Raw genomic sequence first — 26,317 nt, forward strand, 5'->3', positions numbered from 1 at the left:
ATGTTTTTTTACCCCAAGAAAGCCTTCAACTCCTCATAAGTCCCAATTTTCACACTAACTTTCTTCTCATTAATAACACTCTCAATTTGAGCGGGAATCGGAAGCGTAATTCCTAACGCAGGTTCCACAACATCTAAGAATTTAATAGGATGCGCTGTTTCTAAGAAAATACCAATTGCGTTCGGGTGTTTTTCTAGTTCTTTTTTCAAACCTAAATAACCAACAGCACCGTGCGGTTCTGCAATGTAACCGTCTGTATTGTAAATTTTCTTTAGCGCTTCAAGAGTTTCTTCATCAGTATAACTATAAGAAGAAAAGTCTTTTTCGAAAGCTTTTAAATCATTGTTGTACAATTCCTGAATTCTAATAAAGTTGCTTGGGTTTCCAACGTCCATTGCGTTAGAGATTGTTGCTTTAGAAGGTTTCGGGTCGTATTTTCCGTTTTCTAAGAATCTTGGCACGGTGTCGTTTACGTTTGTAGATGCTACAAAATGTTCAATTGGTAAACCTAATTTCTTTGCCATAATTCCCGCGCAGATATTCCCGAAGTTTCCGCTTGGACAAGAGAAAACTAAAGGTTTGTTTTGGCTTTTCAATGCTTTGTAAGCAAAGAAGAAATAAAACATTTGTGGCAACCAACGTGCAATATTAATAGAGTTTGCCGAAGTCAGGTTTTTGTGCGCTAGAGTTTCATCTAAAAACGCTTTTTTCACCATATCCTGACAATCATCAAAAACACCGTCCACTTCAAGCGCTTTAATGTTTTGCCCTAAAGTAGTCAATTGTTTTTCCTGTATGTCGCTCACTTTTCCTGACGGATATAAAATGACAACATCAACGCCGTCAACGCCTAGAAATCCGCTCGCAACGGCACCGCCTGTATCTCCAGAAGTCGCTACTAAAACGGTGTTTTTAGCGTCTTTTTTGTCTTTATTGAAATAGCCCAAACAACGCGACATAAAACGTGCTCCAACGTCTTTAAAAGCCATTGTTGGTCCGTGAAATAATTCTAACGAATAGATTCCGTCTTCGACTTTCACAACCGGAAAATCAAAAACTAAAGTTTCGGCAATGATTTCTTTTAATTTTTCTGCCGGGATTTCGTCTCCAACAAATTGTTTAATCGCTTCAAAAGCAATTTCTTCGTGACTTAAACTTTCGATTTTATCAAAAAATGAAGGATCAAGCGGTGTGATGCTTTCTGGGAAATATAATCCTTTGTCAGTTGCTAATCCTTGTATAACGGCTTCTTGAAAAGAAACTTTTGGGGCATTATGGTTTAAACTGTAGTATTTCATTTTTTTTTGTTGCTTTAGGCTTTAGGCAGTATGCTTTAGGCTTTTTGTATGGCTTTAAGCTTTAGGCAGTAGGCTTTATGCTTTTTTCTTAGTTTTACATTTTTTCGCAAAGGTTTTAAGCTTATAGCCTAAAGCCTATTGCTTACAGCGTCCCGTGCTAAAGCACGCGGACTCCGTCTGGATTGATTTTCGATACGTGAATTTCATACGGTAAATTCATTTTTTCGTAAACGTCGCTCATGGCTTTTGCGATTTGGTCGGCTGTTTCTTTTCCTCTGCTTAAAGCGAAGATTGATGGGCCAGAACCAGAAATTCCAGAACCTAAAGCGCCGTTTTCGTAAGCCGTTTGTTTGATTTGATCAAATCCAGGAATTAAAACACTTCGAACTGGTTCAACGATTTCGTCGTGAAGCGATCTTCCAATTAAATCATAATCTTTGGTGTAAAGACCTGCAACCAATCCGCCTACATTTCCCCATTGTGTGATAGCGCTTTTTAGGGAAACATTTTGTTTTAAAACCGAACGGGCATCAGATGTTTTCAATTCAATTTGCGGATGAACCACCGTTGCGTATAATTCTTCCGGACTATCAATTCTGATAATATCCAAAGGCGAATAACTTCTTACCAAAGTAAAAGCGCCTAAAAGGGCAGGAGCAACGTTGTCGGCATGCGCGTTTCCGCTGGCTAATTTCTCGCCCTGCATCGCAAACTGAACCAAATCTTTACGAGAATAAGGTCTTCCCAATAATTCATTAATTCCGAAAACCGCTCCGGCAGAACTTGCAGCACTGCTTCCGATTCCGCTTCCGGCTTTGATATGTTTATAAATTTCGATTTCAAATCCAAAATCCAATTCATCTAAAGTTTCAAGCATTGCCAAAGCCGCAACTCCAGAAACGTTTTTTTCGGTTTCCAAAGGCAAATCGGCACCCACAATTTTAGTGATTCGAACTCCTTTTTGATCGACTTTTCGAACAATCATTTCATCGCCCGCATTGTCTAAGCAAAGTCCGAGTACGTCAAATCCGCATGAGAGATTGGCAATAGTTGCTGGGCAAAATAGTTTAATTTCCATTTTCTTTTAAGGTTCAAAGTGGCAAAGGTTCAAAGGTTCAGAGGCTTTACTACTTATTGTTTTTTAAGGTTCATAGTGGCAAAGGTTCATAGGTTCAAAGGTTTTTAACTTTGTCCCTTTGCACCTTTGAGCCTTTGTACCTCTTTAGATATTTCCAATTCTAATTACATCCGCAAAAATTCCTGATGCTGTTACCGCAGCTCCGGCTCCGGCTCCTTTGATCAATAAAGGCTGATCTACGTAACGATCTGTGTAGAACAATACGATATTGTCTTTTCCTTCTAAATTGTAGAAAGGATGATCTTTTGGAATGAATTGCAGACCTACGCTTGCTTTTCCGTTTTCGAATTGCGCTACGTATTTCAATCTTGAATCTTTGGCTAAGGCTTCTTTGTAAATGCCATCAAAATGCGAAGCGTGTTTGATTAACGATGCGAAGAAATCTTCGTTGTTTGTTGTTGCTAGACATTCTGCAGGTAAAAACGATTCGTTTGCAATTGCGTCGATGTCCATTTCGTAACCGCTTTCGCGAATTAGGATTAAGATTTTACGCGCTACGTCGATTCCGCTTAAGTCAATTTTTGGATCTGGTTCTGTGAAACCTTGAACTCCAGCTTCTTTTACCACATCGTGGAAAGAATTATTTTCGTCAAAATTGTTGAAAATGAAGTTCAAACTTCCAGATAAAACAGCTTGAATTTTATGCACTTTATCGCCAGAAGCAATAAGGTTTTTTACTGTATCAATAATTGGCAATCCCGCACCAACATTCGTTTCAAACAAGAAAGGAGCATTGTATTGGCGAGATAAGCTTTTTAGTTTTTTATAATTATCGTAAGCAGATGAACAAGCAATTTTATTACAAGTTACAACGGCAATACTTTCTTTTAAGAATTTTTCGTAAGCTTCAGAAACCGTTGCGTTTGCAGTAATATCCACGAAAATGCTGTTACGTAAATTCAGCTCTTTAGCTTTTTTGATAAATTCTTCGATACTTGCTGGTTCACCTTCGCTTAAAGCGGCATCCCAATTTTTTAATGAAATTCCGTCTTCGTCAAATACCATTTTTCTAGAATTAGACAAAGCGATTACGCGAACGTTTATCTTTAAATTATCTTTTAAAAACTTTCTTTGATTGTGAATCTGCTCGATGAATTTTTCGCCCACATTTCCAACTCCCATTACAAATAAGTTGAGCTGTTTTGTGTTTTCTTCGAAGAAATTTTCGTGCAAAGTATTCAACGCTTTTTTAACGTCTCTTTCGTTAATTACAGTCGAAATGTTTCTTTCAGAAGCACCTTGTGCAATGGCGCGAATGTTTACGTTGTTTTTTCCTAAAGTAGAGAACATTCTTCCGCTTAAACCTTGGTGATTTTTCATGTTTTCACCAACTAGAGCAATAATGCAAAGGTCTTTTTCTACATAACAAGGATCGATTTTGTTTTGAGAAATTTCGATTTCGAATGCTCTATTGATTGCTGCTTCGGCATTATCAGCATCAGAATTCAAAATTCCGATACAGATTGAGTGCTCAGAAGAAGCCTGAGTAATAAAAATTACGTTGATTTTTTCCTGAGACAATACTTCAAATAAACGTCTTGACGAACCTGCAACTCCAATCATTCCTGGACCTTCAAGAGTTAAAAGTGAAATATGATCGATATGGCTGATTCCTTTTACAACTGTATCTTTTGATGAAACCTGATTAGAAATTAAAGTTCCCTCAGCTTCTGGCTCAAAAGTATTTTTGATTAAAATCGGAATATTTTTTCTTAAAACAGGCTGAATTGTTGGCGGATATAAAACTTTTGCTCCAAAATGCGACAATTCCATTGCTTCCTGATAAGAGATATTCGAAATTGGCTGTGCTTGTTTTACAATTTTCGGATTTGCAGTAAACATTCCGTTTACGTCAGTCCAGATTTCTAATTGTTCAGCATTGATTGCTCCAGCGATAATGGCTGCAGTATAATCAGATCCACCGCGACCTAAAGTGGAAGTGATTCCGTCTAAAGTCTGTGCAATAAATCCAGGCATGATATTGATTCTGGCTTGATTAGAAGCAAAATATTCTGGGATTAATTTATTAGAAACTTCAAAATTAACGACAGCTTTTCCGAAGTTGTTATCTGTTTTAATTAATTCGCGACTATCCTTGTAAACTGCATCTTTACTGATTTGCTGATACGCTTGAGCGATGATGAATGAAGAAAGCAATTCACCAAAACTTAAAATTGTATCAGCAGTTCTAGGAGATAATTCGCCAAGCAAGAAACATCCGTCTAATAAAGTTTCTAGATGGTTGATAATTCTTTTTACGTGGCTCAACAAACTACTTTGCTCGCTTACCGGAATAAGTTCTTTTAAAGTGTCAAGGTGTTTTTTCTCAATTTCAGCCACAACTTCTCTAAAGCTTTCGTCGTTTGCTGCTGCTTTTGCTGCTGCAGATTGCAATAAATCAGTTACTTTACTTAAGGCAGATACAACAACAACTAATTGATCCTGTTTCGCTTTTTGGTTAACAATTTCGAGAACGAGTTTTATATTTTGAGCATTGGCAACCGAAGTTCCGCCAAATTTTAATACTTTCATTTTAGTGATATTTTTTAATAAGGTGCAAAGATTTTGAGTAACAAAGGTTCAAAGGTTTGTCGACTGTGAACTGAAACTGAAAACTATGACTATTTTTTTTGTAAATGTTTTCATCTATCCAATACCTTTCTTCTTTTTAGAAAAAAGTATAGATAACCCGGATTATATGTAAAAATGTATACCCCTAAGGGGTAGTAGTTGTTGTAGTAGAAATAATGGTAGCAGCAATTGCAACTCCTGTTTGAGTTGTAATAATCGAAGATTGATATTTTATGCTGTTATTTTTCATTTTTGATTTTTCAAAAGTACAGCTTTTTATAAGAGTTAAAAACCCAAAAAGCTTTTTTACGAATATTTTAATAATTCAAATCTCTATAAATCAATATTGAGTATTTGTTAAAATTGAATATGCTAAATTGATGTTTTGATATATTTTGAATACCTGTTTTTATAGAATGAACCTTTGCAAGGGATTGATGTTTAGGTCAAAAACATATGGAAAACAGGTGAAAAAGAGAAATTTTGATCTGAAATGCTCTTTAAAGTATGTTAAGAGCTTTTATAGAAATCTTAATTATTGTGATAAATTGTTGCTTTTTAATATTGATTTGTTGAATTTTGGCGTTTAAAATTTACAATCATCATGAGAGAGATCCATTATATAAGTTCAGAAACTATCACTTTAGAAACTTTACAAGAAATTTTAAGTCAAAATAAAATACTTGAATTATCTGAAGAAGCTAAAGTAAATGTTCAAAAATGCCGTGATTATTTAGATAAGAAAATGGCATCGCATACTGCACCAATTTATGGTATCAATACAGGTTTCGGATCTTTGTATAGTGTAAAAATCTCTAACGAGAATTTATCTAAACTTCAAGAAAACTTAGTAAAATCGCACTCTTGCGGAACTGGAGAGGAAGTTCCTGCTGAGATTGTGAAGATGATGCTTCTGTTGAAAATCCAATCTTTAAGCTATGGACATTCTGGAATTCAGCTAATCACATTGCAACGTTTGGTTGATTTTTATAATAATGATATTCTTCCGATAATATATACTCAAGGCTCTCTTGGAGCTTCTGGAGATTTAGCTCCTTTGGCGCATTTGTCTTTGCCTTTAATTGGAGAAGGAGTTGTATTGTTTGAAGGAAAAAAAGTAGCTTCTGCTGAAGTTTTAAAACATTTTAACTGGGAACCTATTGTTTTACAGTCAAAAGAAGGTTTGGCTCTGTTGAACGGAACGCAATTTATGAGTGCTTACGGAGCTCATATTTTAATTAAAGCTTATAAATATTCATACTTGGCAGATTTAATCGGAACTATTTCATTAGAAGGTTTTGATGGAAGAATTGAGCCGTTTAACGAATTGATACATTATATACGTCCGCACAAAGGGCAGATTGTAACGGCGCAGCGTATTACTGAATTTTTAGAAGGAAGCGAAATTATTGCTCAAGAAAAGAAACACGTTCAAGATCCGTATTCTTTCCGTTGTATGCCACAGGTTCACGGAGGTTCAAAAGATGCGATCGATTATGTTAGAAAAGTATTCAAAACAGAAATCAATTCGGTAACCGATAATCCTAATATCTTTATCGAAGCTGATCAGATTATTTCGGGAGGGAATTTCCACGGACAACCTTTAGCTTTAGCTTTAGACTTTATGGCAATTGCTTTGGCAGAATTAGGAAGTATTTCTGAAAGAAGAACCTATCAATTGATTTCTGGATTACGTAATCTTCCAGCATTTTTGGTTGATAATCCAGGATTGAATTCAGGATTTATGATTCCACAATATACAGCAGCGAGTATTGCAAGCCAGAACAAACAATTGGCTACTCCGGCAAGTATCGATAGTATTGTTTCAAGTAACGGTCAAGAAGATCACGTGAGCATGGGAGCAAACGGAGCTACAAAAGCCTTACGAATTTTAGATAATTTAGAGCGTATTTTGGCAATCGAATTATTAAATGCTTCTCAGGCTATAGCGTACAGAGAGCCTCTAAAATCAAGTGATTTTATCGAAATGTTCTTAAACAGCTACAGAGAAGTGGTGCCTTTGGTAAAAGAAGACAGAATCTTACATAATGACATAGAAAACACGGTTTTATTCCTTGAGAGTTTTCAAATTGAAAACGATTTGTTAACAATGGCTTAACACAGGAACGTGTTATTGAAGGTAATTTTGCACTATCAAAAATAAAACAATGTCAATAAACAGTATTTTCCAATTTTTAGTGCCGAAAGACAAAAAATTCTTTCCACTTTTTGAAGAGGCTTCTAGCAATTTAATTGAATTAGCATCTAACTTACACGAAGCTGTAAATTTACCATTAAAAGAAAGAGAAATTCTTTTTCAAAAAATTGACGAATTAGAACAAAAAGGAGAAGACATTACTCGTCAGACAAACTTGGAGTTAAGCAGAAACTTTATCACTCCGTTTGACAGAGAAGATATTCATACATTAATCACTTCAATTGATAACGTTGCAGATTACCTTCACGGTGCATCTAGCCGTATGAGATTGTATCAAGTTGATAAGATTACAAAATCTATCAGAAAGATGACTGAAATCAACCTTGAAGCTTGTCAGAACATTGACAGTGCGGTAAAAGAGTTGAGAAACCTACAGAATTTTAAAGTTATTAAAGATGCGTGTGCTAGAATCAACAAACTAGAAAACAAATCTGATAACGTTTATAACAAAGCAGTTTTTGAAATTTTTGAAAACGAAACAGACGCTAAAAATATCATTAAGTATAAAGAGGTGTTATCTGTTTTAGAATCAGCAACAGACAAATGTAAGAGTGTTGCGAACATACTAGAATCTATTTCTGTAAAACATTCTTAATTCAATTTTTCATTCTGAAGTTATAATTTTATGACGCTACTTATATTAATTATAGTACTTGCCTTAATTTTTGATTACATCAATGGTTTTCATGATGCGGCAAATGCTATAGCGACTGTTGTTGCAACAAAGGTTTTGACACCTTTTCAGGCGGTAGTCTGGGCAGCATTTTTTAACTTTCTGGCGTATTGGGTTTTCGGATTTGGTGTTGCGGATACTGTTGCTAAAACAGCGCACACTATGGAAATTAACCTTGTTGTTATCCTAGCCGGAGTAATTGCAGCAATCTGTTGGAATTTATTGACTTGGTGGTTAGGTATTCCTTCAAGTTCTTCGCACACTTTAATTGGAGGTTTTGCTGGAGCAGCTGTAGCGCATGCTATTGCAGTTCATGGTTTCTCTGGTTATGTTGGAGAAGACGGAGCGACTCACTACTGGTATGAAATTGTAAGCTGGTATAAGGCCGGTAAAGACGGCGGAATGCCTTCGGGAGTTCTTATTATCATCGCTTTTATTGTATTGGCGCCACTTTTAGGGGTTTTAGCATCGTATTTAATTTCAATTTGGTTATTAAATGCTTCGCGTAAAAGTATCGGACCAAAAATCTTTACTGTAGCTTTAATGCTTGCCACGATTTGGTTTGTTTATACTCAAATGGTTTCTTATGAAGAAATTCTAGAGCATGGAAAACCTCGTTTCGATTCTCACTTCTGGAGTGTAGTATTTGATTCTCATAATATTAAATGGTTTTTAGTAGCCTTTATTATCTTAACAGTAAGTGGATTCTGTTTGATATTCAGTAGTTTGAATCTTCATCAAGCAGATGCAGCTTTAAAGAAAATGCAATTATTGTCTTCTGCGGCATTTAGTTTAGGTCACGGAGGAAACGATTCTCAAAAAGTAATGGGTATTATTGCTGCAGCTGTAGCGGTTTACATTAATACAAATCCAGGAGTTCATATGGATGCTTGGTTAGATGTTGTGCTTCCAAATGACGATGCAGGTATTAAAGGTGTAATGCCAAGCTGGATTCCGTTAGCATGTTATTCTGCCATTGCTGCGGGAACTTTAAGCGGTGGATGGAAAATTGTGAAAACAATGGGGTCTAAAATTACTAAAGTAAGTTCGTTTGAAGGTGTTGCAGCTGAAACTGCAGGTGCTTTGACACTTTACTTTACAGAACACTTAAAAATTCCAGTAAGTACAACGCATACAATTACAGGTTCTATTATTGGAGTTGGATTAACAAAACGTGTTTCTGCCGTTAGATGGGGAGTTACAGTAAGTTTAATCTGGGCTTGGATCTTAACTATTCCAATTTCAGCTTTATTAGCAGGTTTGGTTTATTTTATTCTAAGCGTATTTATTTAATAAAATGATTATTACGAAATGTGAGATATAAATCGCATTTTGACTAAATATAAAACTCCGATTTCAATTTGAAATCGGAGTTTTTTTGTTTGAGAATAGGAGTTTAATAATTGTCTTAAAATGAAATTATTAAAGCTTATTCGGGTAATAACTGTTTTGTGCTTACATGACTTTTGCAAAAATATTGATAGGTAGTTATCAATAGCTTAATTCAATAAATCATAAAAATGAAAACAGTTTTTGAGAAGCCATTAATTTTTGATGGAGATAAGGAAATGGTAGTTTTGATCTACTCAAATTATATAATAAGTGAAATTACAGTAGAAGATGCTAATTTGAGTATTGAAAAGATGAATAGAGAGACTTTCAATGCTTCTTTTTTTGAATCGACAATAAAAATTGAAGAAATCTTTGAATACGAATTCGAGCCTGATAATGACACTTGTATTATGTTTGGAGTAAAAAACAGTGAGGGAACAAGTTACAAAAATGTAGAGTTCAAAGATACAGATACAGCTAAATCAGCGGAAAGAACTTTCAAGGAAAATTTTAGACAACTAGGGTTTAAAAGAGAAGAAAAACAGTTAACAGCTTTAAGTGCAGCCTCATTACCAGGAATTTTTATTGCAATTATTGCAATTATTGGAGGTGGATTAACATGGTTTTCTTATGAACTTGAAACATGGGAGCCAAGACGAACAATGATTGTAAAATGGTACGTTTATATTTTTGTAAAGCTTTCTAAAGCAATTGGATATCTACCTTTATTAATTCTAACGGTATTATTATTAATGGTATGTTTATTTTGGATGATAAAAAGAATAACAAATCCGCCTGTTAAAATTAGTGCGGTAAAATAATTTTAAAAGCCGATTTCAAATCTGAAATCGGTTTTTTTTGTTTTAATTTGTTTTAAAGTAAAAGCTAAAAACTTTTAGAGGCTATATTAATAGCCCATTTCGCTGACTTTTATAAATAGTTTAATATTTTAAATAAATGAAGAGAATAATTGTATTGATTTTAATGCTGATTGTAAAAATTAGTTTTGCTCAATTAAAAGAAAAAACTTTTAAATACGGCTTTGTTGATCAGACAGGAAAAGAAATAGTTCCTTGCAAATACGATGGAATTGCTACTTTTGAAAATGGGTTTGCTATTGTGCAATTAAAAGGCAAAAGTGGAGTAGTAGATAAAACTGGAAAAGAAGTTATTCGCTGTATTTATGATGAAATAATTAATAAGCAGAATTGGATAGCTGTAAGCAATAAAAATACTAAAACTCAATATTTAATTAAGTCTTCAGATGTTTTGCTAACTAAAAAATATGATGATGCAAAAACTTTATCTCCTGAAATCATAGCTGTAAAACTGAATAATAAGTGGGGTTTTATAGATGTGATTGGAGAAGAAATAACTCCGAAATATGACGAAATAATTGAGTTTGCAGATAGGTTTGCAGTTGTGAAATTAAGTGGCAAATTCGGCATTGTAGATCAAATTGGAAAAGAGGTTGTTGCGCCAATTTACGATCATGTCCAAAATTTTAAAGAAGGTTTTGCAGTAGTGAATTCTAACAATAAGTTCGGAGTGATTAGCGAGGAAGGGAAAATTGTAGTTCCCGTTAAGTACGATATGAATTTTTATTTTAAAGATAATGTGTCTATTGTAAAACAGGAAAATAAATATGGTCTTTTGGATAACGAAGGAAAAGAAATCGTGCCGGTAAAATATGATTTCATGATTTTAAACGATGAATTAATTCAAGTGAAATCAAGCGATAAATATGGATTGATTGATAAAACAGGAAAAGAAATGACTCCAATTAAATATGATGCAATTGAATCTTTTAAAGATGGAATCGCTGTGGTAAAATTGAGTGGAAAATATGGTTTTATTAATAAGGAAGGGAAAGAAATCGTAACCCCAAAATACGAAAAAGCAGATGATTTTAAAGACGGTTTAGGTGCTATTAGAATTCAGGTTGGAAATTAAAGCTTTTGCAGGTTTTTATGATTGTGTTTTCGTTTGTAATGTGTTTGTTTAAGATGTTTTTTATCGGCTGAAATAACGCTTATAGTTCCGTCAATTTCAAGCATGGCAAGTTTAATGTCTGTAAGATGTTCTAAACCATGTTCTCTTGCCGCTTCTTTTAATTCTTCGTGCGAAACATCTAATCTGCTTAAAGTTTTAAAATCTAAAACCCCATTATGAATTAATATTTCAGGTTTATCAAGAATTAAATCGCTAAGAGTTTTGAATCTCTTTGTTAGTTTTTTAATTGTAAAATTGATTGTAAATAAGACCAAAGCGGCAATCAAACCTCCAATTAAACTGGTGTCAGGACCAACCATTGCATTCTGAACAGAGTTACTGATTAATAAAATAAGAATTACATCGGCTGTGTTTAATTGAGAAAGTTCTTTTTTGCCAAATATTCGTAAAGCAATTGTCATAAAGAAATAAACGGCAACGCTTCGTATGATTATATCTAAATAAGGAAAAGTCATGTTTTTTATTTTAAAGTTAAATAAAAAAGCTTTGTCAGAGTTTTAAACTTTGACAAAGCTGCTAAATTATTTACGAGATATTAAGTTTAAATGAACTTAATTTAGAGTTTGAAATTCTTTTCAATCGCTTTTATCATTTCTCCGGCAACATCTTTATTGGTTGCGCCTTCGATTCCTTCAAGACCTGGAGAAGAGTTGACTTCAAGCAATAATGGGCCTTTAGAGGAACGTATAATATCAACTCCAGCAACTTTCAAATCCATTGCTTTTGCGGCTTTAATAGCAATCTTTTTTTCTTCGGCTGTTACTTTGATGACAGAAGCAGTTCCGCCAAGGTGAATGTTGGCTCTAAATTCGCCCGGCATTGCTTCACGCTGAATTGCCGCAACAACTTTTCCATCAATTACAAAACAGCGAATATCTTTTCCGTTTGCTTCTTTAATGAATTCTTGAACCAAAATATTGGCATTTAAACTTTTGAAAGCATTGATAACACTTTCTGCAGCTTTTTTGGTTTCGGCCAAAACAACCCCTTTTCCTTGTGTTCCTTCTAATAATTTCACAATTAAAGGTGAACCGCCAACCATTTTAATTAAATTGTCTGTATCTAGCGGAGAATTGGCAAATCCTGTTGTTGGGATGTCAATTCCGCTATTCAATAATAATTGTAAAGAATATAATTTGTCTCGAGACTGAGTTATAGCTGTTGCCGAATTCAAAACAAAAACCTTCAATGCCTCAAACTGACGCGTTAAAGCACAGCCGTAAAAAGTAATACTTGGACGGATTCTAGGAATAATGGCGTCGAACTCGTTTAGAATCGTTCCGCCTCTGTAATGAATTTCAGGTTTTTTGGCATCCAATTTCATGTAGCATTCCTTGATGTTTAAGAAATGCATTTCGTGCCCGCGCATTTCGCCGGCTTCCATGATTCTTTTATTGCTGTACAATTCAGGATTACTGGCCAAAAGACCAATTCGCAAACCTGTTTTTGCTTTTTCTGAATTTTGATATAATTCTTTTAAAGATTCTGCTGTAGGCTGTCCTAATAAGTATTTTTGTTCAGGATCGACCAAAACCCTTCCGCTCATCGCTTCGCGTCCTAAAAGCATTCTAAATCCCATAGAATCGCGATTGGTCAAAGTCATTTCGATTGGCCATTTTGTATCGCCAATTTTTAGACTAGTTTGAATAACATAACGGTGTTCTCTAAAACCACTTGAGCTTTTAACAATCCTTTTATCTACAAGTGGCGCTTCGCAGTGAATAACAGTTTTAATATTATTCTGAATTGGATTGATATCAAATTTAACCCAATTGGCATCATTTTTTATAAAAGGAGCTATGTTTAAAGCATGCATTGCCGAAGTTTTGGCACCAGAATCTACACGAGCTTTAATTGTCGGGATTCCAAGTTCTGGAAATGAGCACCATTCTTCGCTACCTAAAATGACTTTGTTTTGAAGCATATTTTGTTTTTTTATTATAGAATTTAAATTCAAAAATAGCTATTTGCTTTTACTAAAGATAGTGATTTTTAATAAAAAAAATACCCGTTATGTTATGAAAACGTAACGGGCATATTATGAATGTTATAAATTTTGACTAATTTATTGATTCGTTGGCTCTTCGGCTTTGTGAATCTCAACTGATAATTCTTGTGAATCATCTTTTAAGTCCATCATGATTTCATCACCAGAATGAATTTTTGAAGTGATGATTTCTTCGGCTAACAAATCTTCAACATATTTCTGAATTGCTCTTTTCAGCGGTCTAGCTCCAAATTGTTTATCAAAACCTTTTTCGGCAATAAACGCTTTTGCTTTGTCAGTTAAGCTTAATTTGTAGCCTAACTCTGCAATACGAGAATATAGTTTTTTCAATTCGATTTCGATAATCAAATCGATATCAGCTTTTTCTAATGCGTTAAATACAATTACGTCATCAATTCTGTTTAAGAACTCAGGAGCAAAAGTTTTCTTCAATGCATTTTCGATAATGCTTTTTGAATTTTCATCAGCCTGAGCTGTTCTTGCAGCAGTTCCGAATCCAACACCTTGTCCGAAATCTTTTAACTGACGTGCACCAACGTTAGATGTCATGATAATGATCGTATTTTTAAAGTCAATTTTGCGACCTAAACTATCAGTCAAATATCCGTCATCTAAAACTTGAAGCATCATGTTGAATACATCTGGATGCGCTTTTTCGATCTCATCTAAAAGAACCACACAGTAAGGTTTTCTACGAACTTTCTCAGTCAATTGACCACCTTCTTCGTAACCAACGTATCCTGGAGGCGCTCCAACTAAACGAGAAATTGCAAATTTCTCCATGTATTCACTCATATCGATACGAACTAAAGCATCTTCAGAATCAAATAATTCTTTTGCTAATACTTTAGCCAATTGCGTTTTACCAACACCAGTCTGACCTAAGAAAATAAATGAACCAATTGGTTTGTTCGGATCTTTAAGTCCAGCTCTGTTACGTTGAATAGAACGTGCAATTTTAAGAACGGCTTCATTTTGACCAATTACTTTATTCTGAATCAATTCAGGCAATTGAGCCAATTTGTTGCTCTCTGTTTGTGCAATTCTATTTACAGGAATTCCAGTCATCATAGAAACAACATCGGCTACATTATCTTCTGTAACTTCAATTCTGTTGTTTTTAGAATCTTCTTCCCATTGTTCTTGTGCTAAAGCAAGATCTTTTTCGATACGTTTTTCATCATCGCGAAGTTTGGCTGCTTCTTCATATTTTTGTTTTTTAACAACCATATTTTTCATTTCGCGAACTTCTTCCAATTGACGCTCTAAATCCAAAATTTGTTTTGGAACATCAATGTTAGTGATGTGTACACGTGAACCAGCTTCGTCCATCGCATCAATCGCTTTGTCTGGCAAGAAACGCTCAGACATATATCTGTTTGTTAGCTTAACGCAAGCCTCAATAGCTTCTGGAGTATAAGTTACGTTGTGATGATCTTCGTATTTGTCTTTTACATTGTTCAAAATAGCGATTGTTTCTTCAACAGAAGTTGGTTCAACAATTACTTTCTGGAAACGTCTTTCTAAAGCACCGTCTTTCTCAATATATTGTCTGTACTCGTCAAGAGTAGTAGCACCAATACATTGTATTTCGCCTCTTGCTAAAGCAGGTTTGAACATGTTTGAAGCATCAAGTGAACCAGTTGCTCCTCCAGCTCCTACAATAGTGTGGATCTCATCAATGAAAAGAATAATATCATCGTTTTTCTCAAGCTCGTTCATTACGGCTTTCATTCTTTCTTCAAATTGTCCTCTGTATTTAGTTCCAGCTACTAAGCTTGCTAAATCTAGAGTAACAACACGTTTATGGAAAAGAATACGAGATACTTTCTTTTGAATGATACGTAAAGCAAGTCCTTCTGCAATAGCAGATTTACCAACTCCAGGTTCTCCAATAAGAAGCGGATTGTTCTTTTTTCTACGGCTTAAAATTTGCGATACACGCTCAATTTCTTTTTCTCGTCCTACAACAGGGTCTAATTTCCCTTCCTCAGCCATTTCTGTTAAATCTCTCCCAAAATTATCTAAAACTGGGGTTTTAGATTTTTTGTTTGACTTATTGGCAGGATTATTAAAACTGCTTTCTTTAAGACTGTCATCTTGTCCTGAATCGTCATTGTATGATTCGTTTCTTGGCAAGTTTTCTAAGAATTCTTCTTCGTTTGGAGTCATATTTAAGTACTGTTCTTTAGCCACATCATAATCTATTTTTAGTTTATTCAGTAGCTTGGTTGTTGGATCGTTTTCGTTTCTCAAGATACATAACAGCAAATGTGCCGTGCTAATCGATGAACTTTGAAATACTTTTGCTTCAAGAAAAGTGGTCTTCAGGGCTCTTTCGGCCTGTCGGGTAAGATGAAGGTTTTTCTTTTCTGCATTTACTTCAACGCTCAGGTTGGCAGGGCTTAGTATTTCTACTTTTCTGCGTAAATGATCTAAATCGACAGCTAGGTTATTAAGTATATGAATAGCTTTTCCGTTACCATCTCTTAAAATACCTAGCATAAGATGTTCTGTGCCAATAAAGTCGTGCCCTAAACGTAGAGCCTCTTCCTTACTGTACGTAATTACATCTTTTACTCTTGGTGAAAAATTATCATCCATAATATATAATTGGTATTGTAAATTTAGTGAATTACAGTTTTAAAAACAAAAACCGTACCCATCGACATCTCCTGTCAGCTAATAGACGAAAAAAAAGACAATAAAAGAGTTAAAAAACGTTTAATTTATTAACTAAAAGCCAAAATAAAGTTGTTAATAAATCATTTAAATAAGTGTAAGGAAATAGCTGAAAAAATTTTAAAAAAACGTATCTTGGCACGCTTTGAAACTAATATAATTATTTAAACATAACAACTTATGTCTGAAGGAGAAAAGTTAATTCCTATTAACATTGAGGATGAAATGAAATCAGCTTACATCGATTATTCGATGTCAGTAATTGTATCGAGAGCACTTCCGGATGTTAGAGATGGCTTAAAACCAGTGCACCGAAGAGTTCTTTACGGAATGTATGATTTAGGTGTAACTTCAAGATCTGCTCACAAAAAGTCTGCGAGAATTGTAGGGGAGGTTCTGGGTAAGTATCACCCGCACGGTGATACCTCTGTTTATGATGCAATGGTGCGTATGGCGCAAGAATGGAGTATGCGTTATTTATTAGTTGACGGACAGGGTAACTTTGGATCTGTCGATGGAGACAGTCCTGCAGCAATGCGTTATACTGAGGCCAGAATGCGTAAAATTTCTGAAGAGATTATGGCCGATATCGAAAAAGAAACAGTTGATTTTCAATTGAACTTTGACGATACGATATACGAGCCAAAAGTAATGCCAACAAGAGTTCCTACTTTATTAGTAAATGGAGCAACAGGTATTGCAGTTGGTATGGCGACAAACATGCCACCACACAATTTAACTGAAGTTATCAACGGTACTTTAGCATATCTTGATAATAACGATATTGAAGTAGATGAATTAATAACTCATATTAAAGCGCCTGATTTCCCTACAGGAGGTATTATCTACGGATATGAAGGTGTTCGTGAAGCTTTTAAAACAGGTAGGGGACGTATTGTAATGCGTGCTAAAGTCGGTTTTGAAGAGGTCGACGGAAGAGAATGCATCATCGTTACCGAAATTCCATATCAAGTTAATAAAGCCGAAATGATCAAACGTACGGCTGATTTGGTTAACGAGAAAAAAATCGAAGGTATTGCCAATATCCGCGACGAGTCGGATAGAACTGGTATGCGTATCGTTTATATCTTAAAACGCGATGCTACGCCAAACGTAGTCTTAAATACTTTATACAAATACACTCAGTTGCAATCTTCGTTTAGTGTAAACAATATTGCATTAGTAAAAGGACGTCCTCAATTACTGAATCTGAAAGATATGATTCACTATTTTATTGAGCACCGTCATGATGTAGTAGTTAGAAGAACACAATTCGAATTGCGTAAAGCAGAAGAAAGAGCACATATTTTAGAAGGATTAATTATTGCTTCTGATAATATCGACGAAGTAATCGCGTTAATTAGAGGTTCTAAAAATACAGATGAAGCTAGAGAGAAATTAATCGAAAGATTTAAATTATCAGATATTCAGGCTCGTGCAATTGTTGAGATGCGTTTGCGTCAGTTAACAGGTCTGGAGCAAGATAAATTAAGAGCTGAATTTGATGAATTAATGAAATTAATAGAGCATTTAAAAGCTTTATTGGCAGATGTTAATTTGAGAATTGATTTAATTAAAGAAGAGCTTACGGAAATTCGTGATAAATACGGTGACGAAAGACGTTCTAAAATCGAGTATTCTGGAGGTGATGTAAGTATTGAAGATTTAATTGCTGACGAAAATGTAGTCATTACTATTTCGCATGCAGGCTATATCAAACGTACAAATTTATCTGAGTACAAAACTCAAAATAGAGGAGGAGTTGGACAGAAAAGTGCTGGAACAAGAGATCAGGATTTCTTAGAGCACATGTTTGTGGCGACAAACCACCAGTATATGATGTTCTTTACTCAAAAAGGAAAATGTTTCTGGATGCGTGTTTATGAAATTCCGGAAGGTAGCAAAACTGCTAAAGGTAGAGCAATCCAGAACTTGGTGAATATTGAAAGCGATGATAAAGTAAAAGCTTTCATTTGTACACAAGATTTAAAAGATAAAGATTATATCAATACGCATAATCTTGTAATGGTGACAAAACAAGGTCAGGTGAAGAAAACTTCTTTAGAGAAATATTCTAAGCCAAGAGCAAATGGAGTTGCGGCTATTACAATTAAAGAAGGCGATGAGTTGCTTGGAGCTCAGTTGACAAACGGAGAAAGTCAAATTATCTTAGCTGTTAAATCTGGTAAATTAGTTCGTTTTGAAGAGACTAAAACACGTCCGATGGGAAGAACAGCTTCTGGAGTTCGTGGAATTACTTTGAAAGACGAAACGGATGAAGTAATCGGAATGGTTACGGTGGATAAAAATGATATTACGGAATCTCAGATTTTAGTTGTAACTGAAAATGGATACGGAAAACGTACCAAATTGGTTGATGAAGATGGAGAAGATGTATATAGAATTACAAATCGTGGAGGTAAAGGGGTTAAAACGCTTAATATCACGGAGAAAACAGGAAAACTGATTTCTATCAATGCTGTTACTGATGCAGATGATTTGATGATTATCAACAAATCTGGATTAACTATCAGAATGGCAATTGAAGATTTACGTGTTATGGGACGTGCGACTCAAGGTGTTAGATTGATTAACCTTAAAGGTAAAGATTCTATCGCTGCCGTTACAACAGTAATGAAAGATGATGCAGAAGAAGTAGAAGTGGACGAAGACGGTAATGTGATTGAATCTACAATTGAGAGAGTGAAGCCAGATATGGAAGTTCTTGAAGATGACGGGTCTGTAGAAGAGGATGACGACTCTGATGATGAAGTAGAGGACGAGGATGATGCTGAAGGAGAAGATGAAGAGTCTGAAGAATAGGTAAAAACAAAAATTAAATACAAACAAATATCATTATGAAAAGTAAATATGTAATACTTGCATCAGCATTACTGATCTCTGTAGCTACGTTTGCGCAAAAAGATCAAATTAAAAATGCTGAAAAAGCATTAAAAGGTGGAGATGCACAAGGTGCTCTTGCGCAATTAAAAGATGCAGAGAGCTTAATTGCAAATGCTAAAGATACAGAGCAGGCTCAATATTATTTCGTTCAAGGAAATGCTTTTCTTGAACTTGCTAATAAAAAGGTTGAAGAAAGTAAAAACTTATCAGCAGCAGCTGATAGCTACAAAAAATTAATTGAAGTAGAAAAAACTTCTGGAAAACAAAAATATTCTACACAAGCAGCAGCTTCAATTACAAACATTAAAGGTTTGCTGATTAATTCTGCAATTGCTGACACACAGGCAAACAAACATGTCGAAGGCGCTAAAAAATTGTACGAAGCATATGAATTAGACAAAAAAGATACTATTAACTTGTACTATGCAGCCTCTACAGCTGTAAATTCACAAGATTTTGATCTTGCTTTACCAATGTATGAAGAGTTGAAAAAATTAAATTATTCAGGAAAAGGAACATTGTACACAGCTGTAAACAAAGCTTCTGGAAATGATGATAGTTTTGCTAATGCTAAAGAAAGAGATTTAGCTGTAAAATTAGGAACTCACGAAAAACCTAAAACTGAAGCTATTCCTTCTAAAAGAGGTGAGATATACAAAAACTTAGCCCTAATTTTAGTTCAAAAAGGACGTACAGAAGATGCTAAAAAAGCAATCGCTGACGCTAGAAAAGCAAATCCAGATGATACTTCTTTGATTTTAACTGAAGCTAATTTGTATTTAGAGACTAAAGACTTCGATATGTACAAAAAATTAGTTGGTGAGGCTTTAGAAAAAGATCCAAACAATGCTGATTTAGTGTTCAATTTAGGGGTGATTAGCGCTGGAGCTAAAAATAATGCTGACGCAGAGAAGTATTACTTAAAAGCAATTGAAATCAATCCTAATTATACAAATGCTTACTTAAACCTTGCTGCTTTAAAATTAGAAGCTGAAAAGCCAATCATTGATGAAATGAATAAATTGGGTACTTCTGCTAAAGATATGAAACGTTACGATGTTTTAAAAGCACAAAGAGAGGCTGTTTTCAAAGGAGTTATTCCTTACCTTAAAAAAGCAAATGAATTAGATCCTAAAAACGAGGATGTTTCTAAAACATTATTAGGAGTTTATAGTGCTCTTGAAATGACTGCAGAAGCTAAAGCTTTAAAAGCAAAAATGTAATTGTTAGTTTTAAAATAAAGAAAAAACCATCCGCCTGGCGGATGGTTTTTTTTATGTTCTTAACTGATTAATTCAGCAGATAAAGTGATAGTTGTATTTAACAGTTTTGAAATTGGACAGATTTCTTTTGCTTTTGCAGCTGTAGAAGCAAATTCTTCTGCAGATATCGATGGAACTTTACCTTTTAAATCTAAGTGAATCAAAGTGATTGATCCGTCTTCAAAAGTTACTGTAGCTTCTGTAGTTAAATCATCGGCAGTAAAACCTGCTTCGTTAAGTAAAAAGCTTAATTGCATCGTAAAACAGCCAGAATGAGCTGCAGCAACCAATTCTTCCGGATTTGTTCCAACGCCGTCAGCAAATCTTGTTTTAAAAGACAGTTGTGCATTGTCTAAAGTTGTACTTTGTGTGCTGATTGTTCCTTTTCCTTCCATACCAGTTCCTTTCCAGTTGGCGTGTGCTTTTCTTGTAAATTTCATATTCTTCTTATTTAAAAATTAGTATTAAATGTTATTCGTTTGATGTTAATGAAAAGTGGTAACTCAAATATAATCAATATTTTGCAGAATAAGTTTTATGAAATTTAATTGTGTTGTTAAGTTTTGGATTTTAGGCTGGGTGAGTTTTAACCGCAAAGTGTGCACAAAGGTTAACGCAAAGCAAGCAAAGTTTTTAAGTAAAGCTTTGCGAACTGTGTGTTTTTATAAAACCTCATATATTTAAAAATCTTTGTGGACTTTGCGTTAAAAAGTGAGCACAAAAAAAAGTGTAACTATTGCTTGTTACACTTTAATATTTTTAGAATTCGACTAGAATTACTCTTGACCTAAGTTTCGAAGTTGCTTCAATTTATCTTTCCATACGTCAAGGCTTTCTTTATGAATTGCAATGTTTTTACGAACTTCTGTAACTATTGAATTCTCTTTTTTGGCATTTTTCGTATTGGCAAAGAACTGAATGTTATTTTCTAATTGGAAAATTTCATTTTGAACTTCCTCAATTTTGCGCATAATAAAGATTTTTTCATTGTCTAATTTACGGGTATCATTGCTGTCAGTTAGAGAATCAATGCGGTTTGCAAAGCGCATCATTTCAGATTCCTTTTTGCTTAAACTTAGTTTTTCAAAAAGAGCGTCTAAAATTTTATTGAATTTTCCTTCAATGTGTCTTCTTGAAAAAGGAACTTTTCCAAATCCTTTCCAAGTTTCTATATGTGCTTTAATTGCGTCTAGATCTGTTTTATGTTCTCCTGTCAATTGAAAAGCTCTTAAAACATCTAAATAAGCCTTTTTATTGTCAAAAGCAGCAACTTCATCACTGTTTTCTTCAGATTTGTGCTCTTTTAATTTGTCGAAATAATGGTTGCAGGCATCCTTAAATTCTTTCCAGATTTTGTCTGAATATTTTTTAGGAACGTGCCCGATTTGTTTCCATTCTTCCTGGATTTGTTTCATTACAGGAGTTGTAGCTTGAAAATCGGTACTTTCTTGTAATTCTTTAGCCTTTGCAACAAGAGCTAGTTTCTTATTTAGATTATCGTTTTGATCTTTTTTAATGTCTTTATAAAAAGAATTTTTGAAAGCGTTGAAATTTCTAACGGCAGTTTTAAAAGTAGCCCAAGTTTCTTCATTTACTTCAGAAGGCACTTTTCCAGCTACAAAAAACTCATTTCTCAGTTCTTCTACTTTTTGAATCTGAACAAGCCATTGCGAGTGAGAATTTACCTTTTCGCTTCCAAGTGCTTCAATTTTGGAGATAATATCTTTTTTAACTTCAAGATTTTTTTGCTCATTAGCTCTTTGGCTTTCAAATAAAAGCTCTCTCTTGTCGTGTATTTTCTTAGTCAGTTCACTAAACTGATTCCAGATTGCATCACGGTGTTCTTTAGAAACAGGTCCGATTTCTTCCTTCCAAATTCTGTGTAAATCCTGTAACTCACGGAAAGATTTACTCACATCGGCATCATTTACCAATTCTTCAACGCGAGCGATAATTTTTTGTTTTAATTCTAAGTTATGTTTAAAATCTAAATCCCTAGCCTCACGGTCTAAGTGAAGATAATCGTAGAAGTTTTCTACATGGAAATGGTAATTATTCCAAACGTGATTGTATTTATCTTTTGGAATAGCTCCTGCATTTTTCCATCTTTCTCTTAATTCATTAAAATGCTTAAGAGTATCTTTTATGTTTTCCTGCGGATTGATTAATTCTTTTAGTTCTTCAACAATAGCCAGACGATTCTCTAAATTACTTTTTAAATTGGTCTGTAAATGTTTAAAATGAGAATTTCTTTTTTCTCTAAAAACATTATAATATTCGTCAAATTTTGATTTTAAAGGAAGATGATATTCAAACTCTTCATTGGGATCTTGATTAGAAGCTAAAAATTCTTCTTTTTTCTCCTCTATAAGATGATGATATTGTAATAGAAAGGCTTTTTTGATTTCTTCAATATGATCTTTTACAGACATTACTTTGTCTATATTGACCAGTTTTTTAAGTTCATCAACAAGAGCATCTAGTGAGAATGTATTGTAATCTTGCATAGGAATGTCATGACGTTCCTTTAGCGTTTCGTCTTCGCTTTCAGCAGCGTTCGAATTGGTAATAACATCTAATGCCTCCTGATGGGCATCTTCTTGTTCTGCTGCTTCATTTTCAGTTTCTGAGACCAAATCTTCGGTCAAAGTTTCAGAATCTGAGATTTCTATTGCATCATTTGTTACCGAATCATTTATTTCGATTCCAGATTTTCCGTCTGCTTCATGCAGGTTATCATTCTTTTCTTCTAACATCTTTAAAAATGTATAAGGTTTTTATTTTAAACAGTGCGAAAGATAGTAAAGGTGTTTCTAACTACAAAATAAATCCTTTGTTTATACGCTAATTTGCGATGAAATTCTTATTGTTTAATTCAATTTGGCAGTATGATATATTAATTTTTGTTGTTTTAATTGATAAGATGTAAATAATATTTTTTACGATTTTTCAATGAAAAAGATATGAATTTTAAAAAGTCAAGCTGAATTATATGGTTTGTTTTAAATCAAAATAAAACCAGCAAACCGACTTCCATACCAAAATTATATGATTTTTCACCACCAAAAGCTACGCTAGGGTGTACATAAACTAAGTTTGTTGGGGTAATTTTTCGTCCAAATTCCATAAAAGCATTATTTTGAAAGCCATCCAGAACGTAATTGTATCTAAAGGCTATATCTGTGGCAATCCAATTTTTACCGAAAAACCATAATAAGTTGTTTTCTAGTAACGTCACGCTTACATCACTCCGATTGCTTGATCCCGCAAAACTTTGGGAATGTTCGACGGTCGCAATCCATAAAAATTTCTTTTGATTGAAGTATTTTGCAAAAACACCAGCAGGAATCACAACCCATTTTCCGGTACCAAAACTCGGATCAGCGGCAGAATTTGAGATGACACGAGTTCTAAGACCAATTCCATTATTTTTTTTAAAATAAGGAATAAAGCTAAGCCCAGCACCAACATCACCAAGTCCGGTTTGATTGATAGAATTAGAGTTGGTTGAAATTAAAGGCAAATCAAATCTCAGATTCCAAGCTTTGTTTCCTATTGGCTGTAAGACACGTAAATTTGTAGTGTTATAAGAGCCATTTTTAGTGTCTAAATATTCATTGTACAATAGAATAGTTTGCAGAAAATAATGATATCTGGGTTCGGCAAACGGACTATTGCTTCTGTCTATATCTTCGTCTTGGGCAACTGCAAAGAATGTAATAAGAAAAAAAATGCTAAAGTAAAGTAATTGTTTTTTCATAACTATTTGCAAATGAGTAGACTAATTTACAAAAATTACTTTAACATTTTAATTTTTTATTTGTTCCAGATTTTCCAAGCTTTCTCAGCTTGAAAAATAAGCATATCGTGCCCGTTTTTAATTACGGCACCCATTTCTTTTGCTTTTCGCAGGAAAGTAGTTTCTGCGGGATTGTAGATTAAATCGTAAGCAATATGTTTTTCTGTAAAAAACTCATATGGCAAGTTTGGACAAGCTTCAATATTCGGGCTTGTTCCAACTGGTGTACAATTAATTATAATTTGAAAATTGTCAAAAGTTGTCGCATTGATCAAATCATAATCAATAATATTTTCTTTTGCTTCCCTAGAAACAAAAGTGTACGGAATGTCCAATTCGTCCAAAGCAAAGGCAACACCTTTAGAAGCACCACCTGTTCCTAAAATAAGAGCTTTTTTATGGTGAGGCTCTAATAATGGCTTTAAAGACTTCTTAAATCCGTAATAATCGGTATTGTATCCTTTTAGCTTACCGCTTTTCGTAAATTTAATAGTATTCACAGCGCCAATTAGAGCGGCTTTTTTTGATAATTTATCTAAGAAAGGAATAACTTGTTCTTTGTATGGAATCGTAACATTTAATCCTTTTAAATCAGGATTGTTTTTAATTAGTTCTGTGAAGTAATTAATCTCAGAAATGTCAAAATTCTCATAGCTGTTGCCAGCAAAAACTTCATTATTAAATTTCTCTGTAAAATAACCTTTTGAAAAAGAGTAGCTTATGTTGCGTCCCAATAATCCAAAACGTCTCCTTAATAAAATATCAACCATTCTTATTTACGATGTTTTTCTATATAATTTTTTACTGTTTTTTTTGTCCAAACTACCGGGAACAAATCTTCTATCAAGATATAGTTATCAAAGTTTAGACGTAATCCGTTGCTTAAATGGAATTTAGCTTTTGTATTGTCTTGAATCATAAAATACAACCCAGCCAGACGGTATTCGATTTCATTTTCTTCAGGAAAATACTCTGTAGCTTGCAATAAAGTCTGGATAGCAGTTTCAAATTCTCCTAAAAACTGAAGAATATCAACCCAATATAGCCAGGTGTCTAATGCATAATCTCCAAATTCAACCGCTTTTCTAAAACCAAATTCGGCCTCTTCAAAGAAATTCATCTGTTTGTTGATTGTAGCATATCTTTTCCAGTACAAACGATTTTGATTGTCTATTGCCAATGCTTTATTTACAAAAAACAATGCTTTCTGATAGTTTTTCTGGCGAAGGTGAAAATCTGTTATTGCAATCCAACCTTTGTCTAAAAGCGGATCTTCGTGAACAGTTTGGTTATAATATTGGATCGCTTTCGCTAAATTTCCAAGTTTTTCGTAACATTTTCCAATTCGAAGCAATGCATACGATGTTGCATCGTCCAATTCGATCGTTCTGTTATAACTTTCAATTGCTTCGTTGTATTTTTTGAGGCGTTCATAAGCTTTTGCTTTTTCCATAAAAGCACCCAAAAATTCATCATCAATCAGTGTTGCATAATCAAATGCGCGAATAGCATTTTCATATTCTTTTACGCCATAATGAAGGCGTCCAAGCTGATGCCATGCAATTTCGCTGTAGGGATTTCTGTTGATATATTCGTTAAGATATACAATAGCTTCTTGATTTTGATCTAAAAATTCAAAACAATACACTACGTTATAGAGAGCAGATTGATCTTCTAAGTCTTCTTCAAGACATTTGATAAAATTCTCTTTTGCCAGCTCGAGATTATCCATAAAAAGATACTCCATTCCAATCAAATTGTACACATCAGCATAATCATCAGTGTATTGCAACGCGATTTTTAGCAGTTCGACTGCTTTTTCGTGCTGATCTCTTTTTGAGCAGATATTGGCTTTCTGGATATAGATTTCCTCGTTGTTAGGTTCAATTGCGTATAACTCATTCAAAAGCTTTTCAGCAATGTCGAGTTTGTCATCGTAAACTAGCATTTCTACTTGTACTAATTTTAAGCCTGTAGATTTTGGATGCTGGTCTAATGCAAGTTTTAAGGCCTTTTTTGCTAAATTAGCCTTACCTATGTCTAAATAATGAAGAATTATTTCTTCGAATTCTTCAGAATCAAAAAAGAGTACTTTGTTGGTTTTTAACATCGACTCAAATTTGGATAGGGATAGGTTATAATCTTCTTCTTCGTTGCTTAATTGCATACTTCGTATATTTGAAATTAGCCTGATATAAATTTAGGCAACCATATAATTGTTGTAAGGATAGGAAATTAATTGTTTTGAACAATTTAATTAACAAAATATGGCGTTTTTTATTCTATTTTGGGAAGAAATCTCTTTTATTCTTAAGGGATTAACTTCGGGTTTGTCATTTTTTTATCTGTAACGAAAGGCTTTTTTGAAAGAGAAAGTCAATGTTAATATCTGTCAGTTTTATTAAAAACAGCATTCAAA

General features: G+C 34.1%; 18 protein-coding genes. 7 read left to right on the plus strand and 11 right to left on the minus strand.

Annotated features, from left to right (window positions below; all coding sequences use genetic code 11):
- Positions 1-8 precede the first annotated feature (8 nt).
- The 3 genes from thrC to thrA all read right to left on the minus strand — a co-directional run bounded on the left by thrC (position 9) and on the right by thrA (position 4,968).
- Positions 9-1,298: a threonine synthase gene (thrC, locus tag ABXT06_RS14630; RefSeq protein WP_354591408.1), complete on the minus strand. Its 1,290-nt coding sequence runs from the start codon at positions 1,296-1,298 to the stop codon at positions 9-11.
- A gap of 157 nt (positions 1,299-1,455) precedes the next feature.
- Positions 1,456-2,376 carry a homoserine kinase gene (locus ABXT06_RS14635; RefSeq protein WP_354591409.1) on the minus strand — a complete coding sequence of 307 codons (921 nt, stop codon included), beginning with the start codon at positions 2,374-2,376 and terminating at the stop codon, positions 1,456-1,458.
- Positions 2,377-2,520: 144 nt separating this feature from the next.
- Positions 2,521-4,968 carry a bifunctional aspartate kinase/homoserine dehydrogenase I gene (thrA, locus tag ABXT06_RS14640; protein WP_354591410.1) on the minus strand — a complete coding sequence of 816 codons (2,448 nt, stop codon included), beginning with the start codon at positions 4,966-4,968 and terminating at the stop codon, positions 2,521-2,523.
- A gap of 643 nt (positions 4,969-5,611) precedes the next feature.
- Between thrA and hutH the strand changes: the two genes are divergently transcribed.
- The 5 genes from hutH (at position 5,612) to ABXT06_RS14665 (ending at position 11,183) form a co-directional block, all read left to right on the plus strand.
- Positions 5,612-7,126 (plus strand): histidine ammonia-lyase, encoded by a 1,515-nt coding sequence (hutH, locus tag ABXT06_RS14645; RefSeq protein WP_354591411.1) that lies wholly within the window; start codon positions 5,612-5,614, stop codon positions 7,124-7,126.
- Between the two features lie 49 nt (positions 7,127-7,175).
- Positions 7,176-7,820, plus strand: a complete 645-nt coding sequence (locus ABXT06_RS14650) for a DUF47 domain-containing protein (protein WP_008462731.1) — start codon at positions 7,176-7,178, stop codon at positions 7,818-7,820.
- 30 nt (positions 7,821-7,850) lie between these two features.
- A complete protein-coding gene (locus tag ABXT06_RS14655) occupies positions 7,851-9,191 on the plus strand; it encodes an inorganic phosphate transporter (RefSeq protein WP_354591412.1) in 1,341 nt (446 codons plus the stop codon).
- Between the two features lie 227 nt (positions 9,192-9,418).
- A complete protein-coding gene (locus tag ABXT06_RS14660; RefSeq protein ID WP_354591413.1) occupies positions 9,419-10,051 on the plus strand; it encodes a hypothetical protein in 633 nt (210 codons plus the stop codon).
- Between the two features lie 136 nt (positions 10,052-10,187).
- Positions 10,188-11,183 carry a WG repeat-containing protein gene (locus tag ABXT06_RS14665; RefSeq protein ID WP_354591414.1) on the plus strand — a complete coding sequence of 332 codons (996 nt, stop codon included), beginning with the start codon at positions 10,188-10,190 and terminating at the stop codon, positions 11,181-11,183.
- Here the strand turns inward: ABXT06_RS14665 and ABXT06_RS14670 are convergent.
- The 3 genes from ABXT06_RS14670 to ABXT06_RS14680 form a co-directional block, all read right to left on the minus strand.
- A complete protein-coding gene (locus ABXT06_RS14670; RefSeq protein WP_354591415.1) occupies positions 11,180-11,698 on the minus strand; it encodes a DUF421 domain-containing protein in 519 nt (172 codons plus the stop codon). The two genes, ABXT06_RS14665 and ABXT06_RS14670, sit on opposite strands and share 4 nt — an antisense overlap.
- Positions 11,699-11,799: 101 nt before the next feature.
- Positions 11,800-13,167, minus strand: a complete 1,368-nt coding sequence (gene rimK / locus ABXT06_RS14675; RefSeq protein ID WP_354591416.1) for a 30S ribosomal protein S6--L-glutamate ligase — start codon at positions 13,165-13,167, stop codon at positions 11,800-11,802.
- A gap of 141 nt (positions 13,168-13,308) precedes the next feature.
- Positions 13,309-15,855, minus strand: a complete 2,547-nt coding sequence (locus ABXT06_RS14680; protein ID WP_119789945.1) for an ATP-dependent Clp protease ATP-binding subunit — start codon at positions 15,853-15,855, stop codon at positions 13,309-13,311.
- A gap of 258 nt (positions 15,856-16,113) precedes the next feature.
- Here ABXT06_RS14680 and gyrA point away from each other — a divergent pair, with 258 nt between their 5' ends.
- Both gyrA and ABXT06_RS14690 read left to right on the plus strand, forming a co-directional pair.
- Complete coding sequence (gyrA, locus tag ABXT06_RS14685) at positions 16,114-18,756, plus strand: DNA gyrase subunit A (RefSeq protein ID WP_354591417.1); 2,643 nt, start codon at positions 16,114-16,116, stop codon at positions 18,754-18,756.
- A gap of 35 nt (positions 18,757-18,791) precedes the next feature.
- Complete coding sequence (locus ABXT06_RS14690) at positions 18,792-20,060, plus strand: tetratricopeptide repeat protein (RefSeq protein ID WP_354591418.1); 1,269 nt, start codon at positions 18,792-18,794, stop codon at positions 20,058-20,060.
- Between the two features lie 59 nt (positions 20,061-20,119).
- Here the strand turns inward: ABXT06_RS14690 and ABXT06_RS14695 are convergent, their stop codons facing one another.
- The 5 genes from ABXT06_RS14695 to ABXT06_RS14715 all read right to left on the minus strand — a co-directional run bounded on the left by ABXT06_RS14695 (position 20,120) and on the right by ABXT06_RS14715 (position 26,065).
- A complete protein-coding gene (locus ABXT06_RS14695; protein WP_111283188.1) occupies positions 20,120-20,539 on the minus strand; it encodes an OsmC family protein in 420 nt (139 codons plus the stop codon).
- Between the two features lie 336 nt (positions 20,540-20,875).
- Entirely contained in the window at positions 20,876-22,855 is a 1,980-nt protein-coding gene (locus tag ABXT06_RS14700) for a DUF349 domain-containing protein (protein ID WP_354591419.1), read from the minus strand.
- Positions 22,856-23,106: 251 nt separating this feature from the next.
- Complete coding sequence (locus ABXT06_RS14705) at positions 23,107-23,859, minus strand: lipid A phosphoethanolamine transferase (protein ID WP_354591420.1); 753 nt, start codon at positions 23,857-23,859, stop codon at positions 23,107-23,109.
- A 56-nt stretch (positions 23,860-23,915) separates the two neighbouring features.
- Positions 23,916-24,668, minus strand: coding sequence for a shikimate dehydrogenase family protein (locus ABXT06_RS14710; protein WP_248726289.1), 753 nt, complete (start codon positions 24,666-24,668; stop codon positions 23,916-23,918).
- Between the two features lie 2 nt (positions 24,669-24,670).
- The gene (locus tag ABXT06_RS14715) at positions 24,671-26,065 is read right to left on the minus strand and encodes a tetratricopeptide repeat protein (RefSeq protein WP_354591421.1); all 1,395 of its coding nucleotides are present in this window, start codon (positions 26,063-26,065) and stop codon (positions 24,671-24,673) included.
- Positions 26,066-26,317 lie beyond the last annotated feature (252 nt).

Source organism: Flavobacterium sp. UW10123 (assembly GCF_040538975.1).
Classification (GTDB): domain Bacteria; phylum Bacteroidota; class Bacteroidia; order Flavobacteriales; family Flavobacteriaceae; genus Flavobacterium.